The sequence below is a fragment of the Cohnella soli genome (assembly GCF_042655525.1).
Lineage (GTDB): Bacteria > Bacillota > Bacilli > Paenibacillales > Paenibacillaceae > Cohnella > Cohnella soli.
Genome location: NZ_JBHSMI010000062.1, coordinates 113,749 through 126,968, shown reverse-complemented (window position 1 = coordinate 126,968; position 13,220 = coordinate 113,749). Strand labels below are relative to the sequence as shown.

Genomic DNA, 13,220 nt, shown 5'->3' with positions numbered 1-13,220 from the left:
GAGTTGCTGCGGTGCGCTGTAGTTGTCGTTAGTCCAACTAAACGCTTGTCTCTTGGAGGTGTCGTGCACGGTTTAGGCGTTCCGTAAGTGATTACCCTGAAGCGAAGGCCTAATTCCGCAAGGTACGATCATTCACTACGGCGCCGTATTTCTCTAGCAGAGACTGTTCGTAATCTTTCGCCGTAGGAGCTTTGCCAAGCGCGATCTGACGACGGACATCATCGCGAACTTGATCTTCCGGCTTTGTCTGCGAGAGACTGCGCCCCTCCACCTTCACAACCGCGTATCCTTCATCAAGTGCAACCGGACCGCCGACGTCCCCGGAGCTCAGCTCCTTCGCCGTTCGCAGTACCTTCTCGGCAACGAACGGATCGTCTTCCTCGACCCAACCGAGGTCTCCGCCTGCATCGGCAGAGAACTCGTCGATCGAGCGCGTTCTCGCAAGTTCAGCGAAGTCTGCACCGTTCGCAAGCTTGGCCATCACATCGTTGGCCTGTTTTCTGGAATCGACAACGATGAGCAACAGATGATATTGCTTCTTCGGCATCCACTCCTGCCGATGCTCGTCCATATATCGCTCGATCTCTTCATCAGAAACTACTACGCCTTGAACGATTAGCTTCTCCAGAAGCAAACGGTAACGGGCGTCTTCAAGCACTTCCTGCGGATTCATGCCGAGCTGCTCTTGCATTTGCCGGTAGAACGCTTCTTCGCTCTCGTAGCCTTGTTTCATCTGTCGAAGCTCAGCATCCAGCTCTGTGTCCGATACTTCGATCTGGGATGTTGCAGCTTCTTCTCTTACCGTTTCTTGCAGCATCATCGTCCGTAAAGCCTCGGAGCCATAGGCGGACAACAGCCGATCCATCAATTGCTGCCTCGTAATGGCGACGCCTCCGACCGTAGCGATAACGTCATCGCCGGATTGCCCCGCGCCTTCTCCGCCTTGCGGCGACACAGCGGAGGCGTTCGGGGCTGACGGCGATTCGGAAGACGAAGTTTCCTGCGACTTGCATCCCGCTAACACGGCCAATGCCGCCATGGCCAAGAGGGCAAACAGTACGAACGGCTCACGCCGTATCGTCTCCCTCATGTTGCTCATCCCTTTCCTGAACGAAACTTCGTTTCTTAGGGCGTGTCTGAAAACTCCTCGGAGCATTCAGACACGCCCTAGGCCCGATCCGTTAGCCTATACAGTTCTTCCAATTGGGTGTCGTCAAACAAGTATTTCTCGTTGCAGTAATGACAGTGCAACTCCGCCTGTCCGTCCTCGTCGATGATGCTGCGCAGTTCCTGCTTGCCAAGCGTAATAAGCACTTTCTCGAAGCGTTCGCGCGAGCAATTGCACTTGAAGACAGGTTCAATGCTGTCGTGAATCGTCAATTCGTCGCCAACAAGGAAACGCAAAATGCCTTCCGGCGTCTCCCCTTGAGCCATAAGCGACGTCACATGCGGCATCGCCGCGATCGCCTGTTCCAGACGTACGAGCTGTTCCTCGGGCAAACCCGGCAATACTTGCACGATAAACCCGCCTGCGTGAATGACCGAATTATCCGTCTCGACAAGCACGCCAAGTCCGACGCATGACGGCGTCTGCTCCGAGTCCGCAAAGTACAACGTAAAATCTTCCGCCAACTCCCCGGATATGATCGGAACGCTGCCCCGATAAGGTTCCCGCAAGCCGAGATCCTTCGTCACGTTGATGTAGCCGTTAAGTCCGACGACGCCGGCGACGTCCAACTTCCCTTGGCTATTGCTCGGAAGATGCACGTGCGGGTGATCGACGTAGCCTCTCACTTCGCCGGCCGCGTTCGCATCGACGGCGATCTGACCGATCGGTCCGTCGCCTTTGACTTGCACGGTCAGCCTTTCCTTGCCCTTCAACATCATACCCATCATCGCCGCAGCGGTCGCCGTTCTTCCTAGTGCGGCCGTTGCAGTCGGGAACGTATCATGTCTGCGCTGCAACTCGGACACAAGCGCAGTCGTGCTGGCCGCGAACACGCGCAAACCGCCGTTCCACGCCGTACCCCGAATCATTTCATCTTTCATCGCTCGTCCATCTCCTTTCTTGCCTGACCGTACAAACGGTCTAACGATGCGACATCGCCGCCCCTGCGGACGGCGATTCGCGTTGATTGCTGTTTATCGTTATTTGTTCCGCTCGTATATGATGCGCAATCCTTCCAATGTCAACAACGGATCGACAAGTTCAATTGTCTCGGATTCCACTGCAATCAGTTCCGCTAATCCTCCGGTCGCGATAATCCGCGGCGTTACGTTAAATTCTTTGGCGATTCTTCGCGAAATGCCGTCCACTTGCCCCGCGTAGCCGTATACGATGCCGGATTGCATCGCCGCAACCGTATTCCGGCCGATAACCGACTTCGGCTTCGCCAGCTCGATACGTGGCAGCTTCGCTGCCCGTTGGTACAGCGCCTCGGCCGAGATTCCGATGCCCGGCATAATCGCCCCGCCGATGTATGCGCCCGTCGCGTCGATATAATCGAACGTCGTCGCCGTTCCGAAGTCGACGATAACAAGCGGCGTGCCGTACTGCTCGATGCCCGCCACTGCATTTACGATCCGATCCGCGCCGACTTCGCGCGGGTTCTCGTACCGAATGTTCAGTCCCGTCTTCACGCCGGGACCGACGACAAGCGGTTCTTTGCCGACGTACTTCACGATAAGTCGCTCTAGTGTGTTCATGATCGGTGGCACAACGCTCGACAGGATGACGCCTTCGATCTGATCTGCCCGAACGCCCGCCAACTGGAATAAGTTCGTAAGTAAAATCCCGTATTCGTCCACTGTCGAAGAACGATTCGTGCTCAGCCGCCAGTGGTGCGTCAGTTCGCGTCCTTTGTAGAGACCGAGCACAATGTTCGTGTTGCCGACATCGAACACCAGAATCATTGCGCGGCCCCCTTCTTCTCGTTGAGATCCAGGCTGATGTCCAGCGCTTGGAACGAGTGGGTCAGCCCGCCGACGGATATGATGTCGACGCCGCTTCTCGCCACTTCGGCGACCCGCTCCGGTCGTATCCCGCCCGAAGCTTCAAGCACGACATGAGGCGCAAGCTCGCGGACGGCCTTCACCGCAACTGCCATGTCCTCGGAGCTCATATTGTCGAGCATGACGATGTGCGCGCCAGCATGAACCGCTTCTATCGCTTGCGCGAGCGATTCCGCTTCTACTTCTATCATCATCGTATGCGGAATGCGCGATTTGGCGGCTTGAACAGACGCCGTAATGCCTCCCGCGGCTTTAATATGGTTATCTTTAATCATAACGGCGTCATACAGGCCAAACCGATGGTTGAATCCGCCGCCTACGCGCACCGCGTACTTCTCGAGCGTCCGATGTCCCGGCGTGGTCTTGCGCGTGTCCGCGATCCGCACCGGTTGACCTTGCGCTGCTGATGCGTACTCGTTTGTTTTCGTCGCAATGCCCGACAGCCGCTGCAACAAATTCAGCGCGAGTCGCTCCCCGGTCAGTATGCTATGCGTCGATCCTTCGACCACGGCCAGCACCGTTCCCCGCTCTACCCGATCCCCGTCCGCCGCCAACGCGTCGAATGTCAATTCAGGGTCCACGACCTCGAAGACGAGCCTTGCCAGCGGAATGCCCGCCAGAATGCCCGCTTGTTTTGCATGAATAATGCCGCGAGAACGATGATCTTGCGGCACGATCGCCATCGTTGTCACGTCGCCGGAGCCGATATCTTCCGCGAGCCATGCGCGCAGCTGCGCTTTCACCGCATCGACCGCAGGACCGCCGATCGTCCAATCGCTTTCTCGTTCAAACATGTTCGTCGACCCTCTCTGTGCGTATGCCGGTATCCCTGTTTATGATTGTATGTTTCCGCCAGTGTTCGTCGTCGCGCTGCGGGAAATCTTCCCGATAATGTCCGCCGCGACTTTCTTCCCTATGTAAAGCCGACTCCGTAACAAGCAGCGCGCAAGTAAGCAGATTCGCGTATTCCAATTCTTCTTTCTTCGTTAAGTTAAGCTGGAACAATGGCAACTGCTTCTTCAGATCGTCCAGCCCTTTCTGCAAACCGGCTCGATTGCGACGCAGACCGACATAACGCACCATGTCCTTCTGCAACTTCAACCGCCGCTCGATCAGTGCACCCGTCAATACCGCGTTCCTTCCCGCAGACGGCCCGTTATCCGCCGTTTTCTTGCCCGCTGGCAACAGGTTAATTGCGTTCACGATACGTTGACCGAATACAATCGCCTCCGACAGTGAATTGCTTGCCAGCCTGTTCGCTCCGTGTACGCCGGTCGACGAAGCTTCGCCGCAAGCGAACAGACGGCGAATGCTCGTCTCGCCGCGCAGGTCGGTTTTTACGCCGCCCATCATGTAATGCGCCGCCGGAGCGACAGGAATCCAATCCGTCGTCATGTCGAGCCCGTAATTCAAGCAGAATTCAAAAATCGTCGGAAAACGATGTTTGATCAGTTCCGGCGTCTCGTGCGTAATGTCGATGTAGACATAGGTCGACTTGGTCGCTTCCATCTCGCTGAGAATCGCCCGCGCGACGACGTCCCGCGGCGCAAGCTCTAGCTGCGGATGATAGTTCTCCATAAAACGTTCTCCGCGAATGTTGCGAAGGTATGCACCTTCTCCTCGCACCGCTTCAGAAATCAAGAAACGCGGCGCTCCCGGGTAACAAAGCGAAGTCGGATGAAACTGGTTAAACTCCATGTCGCGAATGTCCGCCCCTGCGCGGTAAGCCATCGCCACGCCGTCTCCGGTGGCGATTTCCGGATTCGTCGTATATCGATACAATTGGCCCGTGCCGCCCGTGCACAGAATCGTTGCGCTCCCGAACACCGCGACGCGTGTCCCATCCGGCTTCTGCACGAGCGCCCCGCGGCATTCTCCGTCCTCGGTTAGCAGATCGAGCACAAAATGATCGTCCCATAACTCCAGCGTCGGATCGACTTTCGTCCGCTCCGCCAACGCCCTTACGATCTCATAACCCGTCGCATCTCCGTTGGCATGAAGGATGCGTCGCTGACTGTGCGCCCCTTCTTTCGTTAAGGCGAAATGGCCGTTTTCTTCGTCGAAGTTCGTGCCATAGCGAATCAGCTCGTGCACCCCTTGCGGTCCTTCATGCACAAGAACGTCGACCGCTGCGGCCTCGCAAAGTCCGGCGCCGGCGATCAACGTATCTTGCGCGAGGAAATCGGGGGAATCCTCATCCGATATGACGGCGGCAATGCCGCCTTGCGCGTAACGCGTGTTGCTGTCGAAGAGAGATTTCTTCGTAATCATCAGCACGCGTTTCGTCTCGCTTGCCTTCAAGGCCGTATACAGGCCCGCGATGCCGGCGCCGATAACGATGACGTCGGTATCTATGCGAGGCAGCTTATCCAGATCAAAATCGACTACGTAACGTGGAATCATGAGTATTAGTCCCCACTCCGACAAGAGAGTAGCGCAGGCTGCTCAGGTCAAGATTTACTTAACCAACAGCATGCGCTCCAGCGATAAACGGGCTTTGTCCGCGACGTCCTGCGGCACGTAAATTTGCGGTTGCATCGTCTCGAGGCATTTGACGACTTTCTTTAAGTTATTAACTTTCATGTTCGGGCAGACGAGGAACTTCGACGCAAAATGGAACGTCTTATCCGGGCTGTCGAGGCGCAGCTGATAACCGGTGCCATCCTCCGTGCCGACGATAAATTCCTTGTGCTCGGACTCGCGGCAATGCTTCAGTATCGCCGTCGTACTGCCGACGAAATCCGCCGTCGCGACCACTTCCGGACGGCATTCCGGGTGCACGACGAATTGCGCGTTCGGATACTTCGCCCGCATCTCCTCGACGTCCTTGATCGTCAGCATGTCGTGCGTGTTGCAGTAGCCTTCCCAGATGATCATTTTCTTGTCGGTGTGCTGCTGCACGTAGTGACCCAAGTTCTTGTCCGGACACCAAATAATCTCATCCGAATCGACCGAATTGACGACTTTGACCGCGTTGGCGGACGTACAGCAAATATCGGTCTCCGCTTTAACGTCGGCAGATGAGTTGATGTAGGTGACGACTTTAGCGTTCGGATGCTTCGCTTTAAGCGCCCGCAGACCGATCGGATTGACCATGTCGGCCATCGGGCATCCGGCCCGTTCGTCCGGGACAAGCACCGTCTTGTGCGGGGCTAGAATTTTCGCGCTTTCTCCCATAAAATGTACGCCGCAGAACACGATGACATCCGCGTCGGTTGATGCCGCCTTCTGGGCAAGCAAGAACGAATCCCCCCGGAAGTCGGCGACCTCCTGTATTTCATCGCGCTGATAATAGTGCGCGAGTATGATGGCGTTCCGTTCTTTCTTCAGTAGCATCAGCCGCTCGCGCAACTCGCGGTTCTGTTCCGCTTTGCGTTCCAGTGCCAGAGCTTCCATAACGTTCCCCTCCCTATGCGATCCGGTTGTCCGGTTACATTGTGAATGAATGCACAAAGTATAGCGGGCATGTTTTCTTAGTTTGTGTATTAACACTTAATTTACACGTGCCGGATAGGGCTGTCAATTGTGTGATTTGGCGAACCGGACATCCAACTCGTTACATCCATATGCTCCTGCTCCAATGGCTGCGCGTAAGTGGGATGTGTGAGTCCACAAATAAAAATCCGCTAGTTTCCCGAAGGAAACTGGCGGACCGCATTTTCTTTATTTTACCCGTTCTAATTCGCGCGTTCTCCCTGGGTATGCTTCATACTCCCGTAAATCGCCAGCACAGAAGCGAGCAGGAACACGTAGACGCCGAACCCCGGTTTGGTTCCCACGAGTCCCATCACGCTTTTTTTGGCATGGAACATCCAGTAGATGGCTGTAATGACGCCGTAAGCGCCGCATACCGTTCCCCGTAACGGCCCTTGGAAAAACTGAACGTTAAATTTGGGAAGTTCCTTATCCATCAATGCGAAAACAGTCGGTATGCTTACGATGACAAGAGCGAGAAACGTGGAAAACTCCCATCCATTCGCCGACCCGCCCACACCGAAGGCGCTCGTTACTTTAATCCACGGCATGAACAGCGACAAAAACGCCACCACAGTAGCAATCGCCAAAGTTTTCTTGCTCGAACTCCATGACTTAAAATCCCAGTTGATATTCACAACAGCACCTCCGCAAGTAATGTATAACTATTGCTTGCGCATTTTTTCCAATGATACGCAACTAAACCAGTATACAACGCCTTGCTTCCATACGTCACCCTCTAAGCAAAAAGACCCCCGGCGTCCGCAGACGCCGAAGGCTTCTTGAGCAGTTGCGCACCTCGATACGAGAATGCCTCGCCTTGCTTATTATTTGTTCTCGTCTGGCTCTTCGTCCTTACGCAATTCAGGCGATGGAGGAAGCGGCTCATCATCACGAGTCTGGATACGCACTTTCACGTTGCCCAGCGTGTCGACGATCGGTTCAGCTTTCGTCTCTGGAGAACCGGAGCTGCCGCCGTCTTCGGAAGTTCCGATTTCGCCCTTCTCGATAAGCGATTTGATCTGGTCGAGATCAAGCGTCTCTTCGTCAAGCAACGTCTTCGCGATGAGGTGCATCTCCGCGCTTTTCTCCGTCAGGAGCTTCTTGGCGCGATCGTAGCAGTTGCGCGTAATCTCTTGCATCTCTTGGTCGATCTCATACGCGATCGCGTCGGAGTAGTTCTGCTCGTGGCCGATGTCGCGTCCGAGGAACACTTGGCCTTGCGAGCTGCCGAACTGCATCGTTCCGAGCTTGTCGCTCATCCCGTACTCCATAATCATCGCTCTCACGATGCTCGTCGCTTGCTTGAAGTCGCTGTATGCGCCCGTACCGATCTCGCCGATGAAAATTTCTTCTGCAGCGCGGCCGGCAAGGAGACCCGTGACTTTATCGAGCAGCTCTTGCTTTGTGACAAGCATGCGGTCTTCCTTCGGCAGCATGATGACGTATCCGCCCGCGCGTCCGCGCGGAATGATTGTAACCTTGTGTACCGTGTCTGCATGCTCGAGGAAAAATCCGGCGATCGTATGGCCCGCTTCGTGATAAGCGACAATGCGTTTCTCGCGGTCGCTGATGACCCGGCTCTTCTTCTCCGTGCCAACGATAACGCGGTCGATCGCTTCGTCGACTTCTTGCATCGCGATGTCTTTCTTGTTGCGACGGGCGGCGAGAAGCGCCGCTTCATTCAGCAAGTTCTCCAGATCGGCGCCGGTGAAGCCGGTCGTCCGCTTGGCAATCGTGCCGAGGCGCACGTCTTTGTTCAGCGGCTTGTTGCGCGCATGAACTTTCAATACCGCTTCGCGGCCTTTGACATCCGGGCGGTCGACCGTAATCTGACGGTCGAAGCGGCCTGGACGAAGAAGTGCCGGGTCGAGAATATCCGGGCGGTTCGTCGCTGCTACGATAATGATGCCTTCGTTCGCGCCGAAGCCGTCCATCTCGACGAGCAATTGGTTGAGCGTCTGCTCGCGCTCGTCGTGACCGCCGCCGAGGCCTGCGCCCCGCTGACGACCGACGGCGTCGATCTCATCGATGAAAATAATACAAGGGGCGTTCTTCTTCGCGTTCTCGAACAAGTCGCGAACACGGGAAGCGCCGACGCCGACGAACATCTCGACGAAATCGGAACCGGAAATCGTAAAGAACGGCACGCCTGCTTCGCCTGCGACAGCGCGAGCGAGCAACGTCTTACCGGTACCCGGAGGACCGACAAGCAATACGCCTTTCGGAATTCGAGCGCCGAGGGCCGCGAACTTGCGCGGATCCTTCAAAAACTCGACGACTTCGACCAATTCCTGCTTCTCTTCGTCCGCACCGGCCACGTCTTCGAACGTAACCCGTTTTTTCTCTTCATTATAAAGACGAGCGCGGCTCTTGCCGAAGTTCATCACTTTACCGCCGCCGCCCTGCGCCTGATTAATCAGGAAGAAGAACAGAACGAACATGATAATGAACGGAATGATGGAGGTCAAGAACGTGAGCCAGAAGTTTTGTCCTGGCGTCTTTTTCATGTTATATTCGAAGCCTTTTTCTTTGCTCCAGTCTTCGAATTGGCCTGTCGTACGCTCCGAGATCGGCGCGCGACCCGAGAACAATTCACCCTTCTCGGAACCGGCTTTCGGGTTGAGCTCGCCGGAGACGAGATACGTGCCGTTCTGGAGCTGCAACGTAATCGACTTCACGTTGCCCTGCTGAACCACTTTCACGATTTCACTGTAGCTAAGTTCTTTGGTCGTCTCGTTCTTGCTAATAAAAAACTGAACGATTCCGACCGTCACCAAGAAAATGAGTAAGTAAAAACCTGTATTCCGGATGAACCGATTCATCCCCGACCTCCTCTCGACAAGCTTTTGATTATTTTACCATAGCCTGTCTTGGCATCACAATCATTACGCCCGACTTCTAACAGCCGGGTGCGTCTAGCTCGTATACACTTCTGGCTTCAGTACGCCGACGTAAGGCAGGTTACGATACTTCTCCGCGTAATCGAGGCCATATCCGACCACGAAAGCGTCCGGAATCGTGAAGCCCGTATAATCCGCGTTAAGATCGACCGTTCGGCGGCCCGGCTTGTCAAACAGCGCCACGACGTTGACGGACAGCGCGTTGCGGCGCTCGAGTACGTCGATGAGATAACTCAAAGTGAGTCCGCTGTCGATAATATCTTCTACGATCAGAATATCGCGGCCGTCCACGGAGACGTCCAAATCCTTTACGATTTTGACTTCTCCCGACGACCTTGTCGAATTGCCATAGCTTGAGACAGCCATGAAATCGAGCTCGATCGGAATCGTAATGTTTTTGGACAAGTCCGCCATAAAAATAAAAGCGCCCTTCAGTACGCAAATGACGAGAGGGTTGCGCCCCTCGTACTCGCGGCTGAGCGTAGCCCCCAGCTCTCGTACCTTCTGCTGTATTACTTCCTCCGAGTATAGAACTTCTTGAATGTCGTTGTGCAAAGAAGGTACCTCCCAATGAGATTATTACACGGTATGATGGCATGACACCGATCATGCAAGCAAAAACGCCTTCGGCGTCTACAGACGCTGGAGATGCTTTGTACAGACGACCGCTATTGTTTCCGATCTTCCGCATACGCTATCCGCAAGGTAAAAGCCGTCGCGGCCGTCACAAGCGCATGTCCGGACCTCCGAAGCCCGGGAATCCACAGAATCCGCCCGTCCCTGTCCGTCACGATGGGCACGAAATCGCGGAGCGCGCGCGGTACTTTCGCATCGACGAACATATCTTGCACTTTTTTGGTGCCGTTTAGTCCGTACGGTTGCATCAAATCGCCCGGCAATCGGTTTCTGACCGTCAGCGGCATCGCCAACTCGCCGTAGTCGAACAGTGCTTCGTTCGGATTCGATGTGCTGCCAGGAACAGAACCCTGATGCAGCCTCAACTCGAATCGGCCACCCGTCTCGCCAATAAGCAATTCGTCCACGTCGAGGGTTACTGCATACGCAAAATGAAAAGGCATCGAAGCAGATTGCTCCGGGCCGATGTAACTTTCCTCATATTCCCGCCTCAGCACCCATCCGTCTCCCAGATCCAAACGAATCGTCGTCGGTAGCGGCTGCGTCATCGCCTTGGCGATCTCCTCCATTCTAAGGAAATCCAACATCTGGCGAGGGGTTGAAGAACAGTTTAATATTAATTTAATCAATCTGCGTTGTAAAGCGACGTGAAGGCCGCGGAACCAACGTCGCTCCAGCCGAAACCCTTGTCCCGAAGGTCGAACTCCCTCGCGGAAAGCTTCCATGGCCCGATGCTCCATATAATCGTCATCCGCTTGCGCCGATTCCGCTAATCGGACCAACGATTCTTTGAACCGAGGATTGTAACGTTCCAGCTCCGGAATCAGGTCGTGGCGTACGGCGTTGCGGAAATAATGTCGGTCGGCGTTGCTGCTGTCTACCGCGTATGGCACCCCGTTTCGCTTACAATACTCCAGAAGCTCACATTTGGTTATACGCAGAAGAGGTCGAATCCGTTCCAAACCGTGTACGATACGTCTTGGATAGATGCCGGCTAGTCCGCTCACAGCCGTTCCGCGGATCATTCTCATGAGCACGGTCTCCGCTTGGTCATCCGCGTGATGTCCAGTGACGAGAAAGTCGCAGCCATGTTTCCGGGCGATTTCTTCGAGAAAAGCATACCGCCGTTCTCGGGATGCAGATTGCAAGTTCTCTCCCGACTCTTCGAGGTAATCCGGCATGCCAAGCTCAATCGACTCGAAGATCATTCCCCACTCTTGCGCGACGCGGGCTACCAGCTCCGCCTCGGCGTCCGACTCCGCGCCGCGAAATTGATGGTTCGCGTGGGCAACGATGATCGTTAGCGGCATCGCCTCCGACATCGTCTTCAGCAAGCTGAGCAGAGCCATCGAATCCGGGCCGCCGGACACGGCGGCAACGACCGAGCCGCCTTTCCGCCACCAGCCGTCCTCTCGGGCACGCGCCATTACTTCGTCAGTCCAGTCCGTCTGCGGACGCACGCCCATCGCTCCTTCGTTCCTTCATTATTTAAGCATCCAGATCGCTGCGGCGGACAAGCTGAGTACGATCGCGCCGCCAAGCAGCCCGGCCATCCACCCGGGTACGGTGCCGTCGGGCTTCGCCGCTCCGTCTTTCGAGCGGAACGTTTCGCGCCAGTAAGCGGAAGCAGCCCTGGCAGAATCGAATTGACCGGCGAACGCCATCCCCATCCAACCTTCAAGCGGCTTTAATTGGGCATGCGTGCGCACGAGCTTCATCAGCTCTCTCGGATGGCGATTTTGCGGAATGAGGGTCCGGGTCAATTGTTTCAACCGCTTGCCGTCAAGCGCATGCAACCATAACACAGCAACCCCGAACAAGTCGTAAGCCGGATCTGCTATCCGGCTTCCGGCGGACCAATATCCGCGATCATAAATTTCCGTGAACTGCCTCACGCTCCGACCGATTGCCGACGCTCCGCCGTAATCGACCAGCTCGACGCGGCCGTAATCGCCGATAAGCACGTTGTCGCTCTTGATGTCGCCGAACGCCCAACCCGCTTCATGTAGCCTAGATAACCGTTCCAGCAGTCGATATCCGATGACGCCTAACCACTGAGGCCCGTGCTTGCGCAGGAAGTCGGCAGCGGGAACACCCGGCACATAACGCATCACGTAGAACGGTACCGTTTCCCCGTTAAGTATGGCGTCGTCCACGTCAAGCAAGAAGGAGGGTCGCTCCTTCTCCGAATTGTCGAGAGAGGCGAGAATATTCGCCTCTCCTTGCAGCTCCGCCGCTTCGAGGCCGAGCTTGATCGCGCAGCTCCCCCGCCCTCCCGGCAAGGAGGAAGCCAAGTAAACTTGGCCGTTCGAACCGAGCCCGAGCATCCGTTCAAGCCGGTACTTCTTGCCGTTCCAATTGCCGGTCAGTTCTGTCCCTCTCGGAAGAGGCATCGTTTCGTTAGACGACGTAGTCACTCCGCACCTCGTTCGATGTCCCCCGCGTCGCTTGTGTCGGCGTTTCCGTCAGGTCTGTTTTGCCTATTTTACCACAAGTTGTCCGGATAAACTCAACGACCTCCAGCAGTGCCGGCCCTGTCGGCGTCGTTCCCTTCATCCGAATGCGCCCGAAGAGCGAGCCAAGTCTTGACGGATCGCTTGTCCAGCCTGCATCCATCACGCAAGGCGAATACTGGGTGTCGCCCGGGAAATGAAACACGGACACCCTGCTCCGCCCCGTACGGGCTTGCAGGCTTAGCGTCAGATCGCGCACCGCTTCTTCCACGGCAAGAAGCTTCGGCTTCATGCTGGCGCTGGCGTCGATAAGCAGCGCGACAGAAAGCTCGGTCGTCTCCTCCATCTCCTCCATCACTTTAACGACTTCCGCGCGCTTCTGCGGCGGAAGCGCGCCAACGTCGCCCACGCCAAACACTTCGCGCAGCTCGCGATTAACCGCCTGCCGAATCGTACCGGCAACGGTCTGGCGCGTCATCATCTGCACCGTCCGCGCCAATTGACGGCTCGTCACGATGCGACTGATGCCGCCGCCTGCACGGGCGATCTCGGCGATCTCCGTTGCGCCGTATTCCCCGATCGCGCCTTCGTCGATGACGCCCGCCACGTTCACCGTAATGCCCTCCGCATAAGCTTGCGCCGCCGCGATAACCGGGCTGTCGCCGACGTTCGAGCCTCCGTCTGTAATGAGTAAAATTTGCTTCATTAGAGCCACTCTCCTTAGAGGTAGTTCAAAAAGTCC

12 protein-coding genes are annotated in these 13,220 nt (G+C 55.9%); all 12 read right to left on the bottom strand.

Annotated elements, in window-relative coordinates:
- Positions 1 to 109 precede the first annotated feature (109 nt).
- Positions 110 to 1,090: a peptidyl-prolyl cis-trans isomerase gene (locus tag ACFPOF_RS29335; protein WP_378138978.1), complete on the bottom strand. Its 981-nt coding sequence runs from the start codon at positions 1,088 to 1,090 to the stop codon at positions 110 to 112.
- A 77-nt stretch (positions 1,091 to 1,167) separates the two neighbouring features.
- A complete protein-coding gene (hslO, locus tag ACFPOF_RS29330; RefSeq protein ID WP_378138976.1) occupies positions 1,168 to 2,049 on the bottom strand; it encodes an Hsp33 family molecular chaperone HslO in 882 nt (293 codons plus the stop codon).
- A gap of 99 nt (positions 2,050 to 2,148) precedes the next feature.
- A complete protein-coding gene (locus ACFPOF_RS29325) occupies positions 2,149 to 2,913 on the bottom strand; it encodes a type III pantothenate kinase (protein WP_378138974.1) in 765 nt (254 codons plus the stop codon).
- Positions 2,910 to 3,806 (bottom strand): carboxylating nicotinate-nucleotide diphosphorylase, encoded by an 897-nt coding sequence (gene nadC / locus ACFPOF_RS29320; protein ID WP_378138972.1) that lies wholly within the window; start codon positions 3,804 to 3,806, stop codon positions 2,910 to 2,912. The genes ACFPOF_RS29325 and nadC overlap by 4 nt, the downstream gene beginning before the upstream one ends.
- A complete protein-coding gene (gene nadB / locus ACFPOF_RS29315; RefSeq protein ID WP_378138970.1) occupies positions 3,799 to 5,415 on the bottom strand; it encodes an L-aspartate oxidase in 1,617 nt (538 codons plus the stop codon). Before nadB ends, nadC begins: the two co-directional genes overlap by 8 nt.
- A 54-nt stretch (positions 5,416 to 5,469) precedes the next feature.
- Complete coding sequence (gene nadA / locus ACFPOF_RS29310; RefSeq protein WP_378138969.1) at positions 5,470 to 6,408, bottom strand: quinolinate synthase NadA; 939 nt, start codon at positions 6,406 to 6,408, stop codon at positions 5,470 to 5,472.
- Between the two features lie 281 nt (positions 6,409 to 6,689).
- On the bottom strand, positions 6,690 to 7,124 hold the full coding sequence (locus ACFPOF_RS29305) for a hypothetical protein (protein WP_378138967.1): 435 nt from the start codon (positions 7,122 to 7,124) through the stop codon (positions 6,690 to 6,692).
- A 189-nt stretch (positions 7,125 to 7,313) separates the two neighbouring features.
- Positions 7,314 to 9,311 (bottom strand): ATP-dependent zinc metalloprotease FtsH, encoded by a 1,998-nt coding sequence (ftsH, locus tag ACFPOF_RS29300; RefSeq protein ID WP_378138965.1) that lies wholly within the window; start codon positions 9,309 to 9,311, stop codon positions 7,314 to 7,316.
- A 93-nt stretch (positions 9,312 to 9,404) separates the two neighbouring features.
- Positions 9,405 to 9,944, bottom strand: a complete 540-nt coding sequence (gene hpt / locus ACFPOF_RS29295) for a hypoxanthine phosphoribosyltransferase (protein WP_378138964.1) — start codon at positions 9,942 to 9,944, stop codon at positions 9,405 to 9,407.
- A gap of 113 nt (positions 9,945 to 10,057) precedes the next feature.
- Positions 10,058 to 11,491: a tRNA lysidine(34) synthetase TilS gene (tilS, locus tag ACFPOF_RS29290; protein ID WP_378138962.1), complete on the bottom strand. Its 1,434-nt coding sequence runs from the start codon at positions 11,489 to 11,491 to the stop codon at positions 10,058 to 10,060.
- Positions 11,492 to 11,509: 18 nt separating this feature from the next.
- Positions 11,510 to 12,442 carry a serine/threonine protein kinase gene (locus ACFPOF_RS29285; protein ID WP_378138960.1) on the bottom strand — a complete coding sequence of 311 codons (933 nt, stop codon included), beginning with the start codon at positions 12,440 to 12,442 and terminating at the stop codon, positions 11,510 to 11,512.
- Entirely contained in the window at positions 12,426 to 13,184 is a 759-nt protein-coding gene (locus tag ACFPOF_RS29280; protein ID WP_378138958.1) for a hypothetical protein, read from the bottom strand. The genes ACFPOF_RS29285 and ACFPOF_RS29280 overlap by 17 nt, the downstream gene beginning before the upstream one ends.
- Positions 13,185 to 13,220: the final 36 nt, after the last annotated feature.

Coding starts and splice junctions, on each gene's coding strand:
- ACFPOF_RS29335 (WP_378138978.1), bottom strand. CDS start 1,090: ATGAGGGAGACGATACGGCGTGAGCCGTTCGTACTGTTTGCCCTCTTG.
- hslO (WP_378138976.1), bottom strand. CDS start 2,049: ATGAAAGATGAAATGATTCGGGGTACGGCGTGGAACGGCGGTTTGCGC.
- ACFPOF_RS29325 (WP_378138974.1), bottom strand. CDS start 2,913: ATGATTCTGGTGTTCGATGTCGGCAACACGAACATTGTGCTCGGTCTC.
- nadC (WP_378138972.1), bottom strand. CDS start 3,806: ATGTTTGAACGAGAAAGCGATTGGACGATCGGCGGTCCTGCGGTCGAT.
- nadB (WP_378138970.1), bottom strand. CDS start 5,415: ATGATTCCACGTTACGTAGTCGATTTTGATCTGGATAAGCTGCCTCGC.
- nadA (WP_378138969.1), bottom strand. CDS start 6,408: ATGGAAGCTCTGGCACTGGAACGCAAAGCGGAACAGAACCGCGAGTTG.
- ftsH (WP_378138965.1), bottom strand. CDS start 9,311: ATGAATCGGTTCATCCGGAATACAGGTTTTTACTTACTCATTTTCTTG.
- tilS (WP_378138962.1), bottom strand. CDS start 11,491: ATGGGCGTGCGTCCGCAGACGGACTGGACTGACGAAGTAATGGCGCGT.
- ACFPOF_RS29280 (WP_378138958.1), bottom strand. CDS start 13,184: ATGAAGCAAATTTTACTCATTACAGACGGAGGCTCGAACGTCGGCGAC.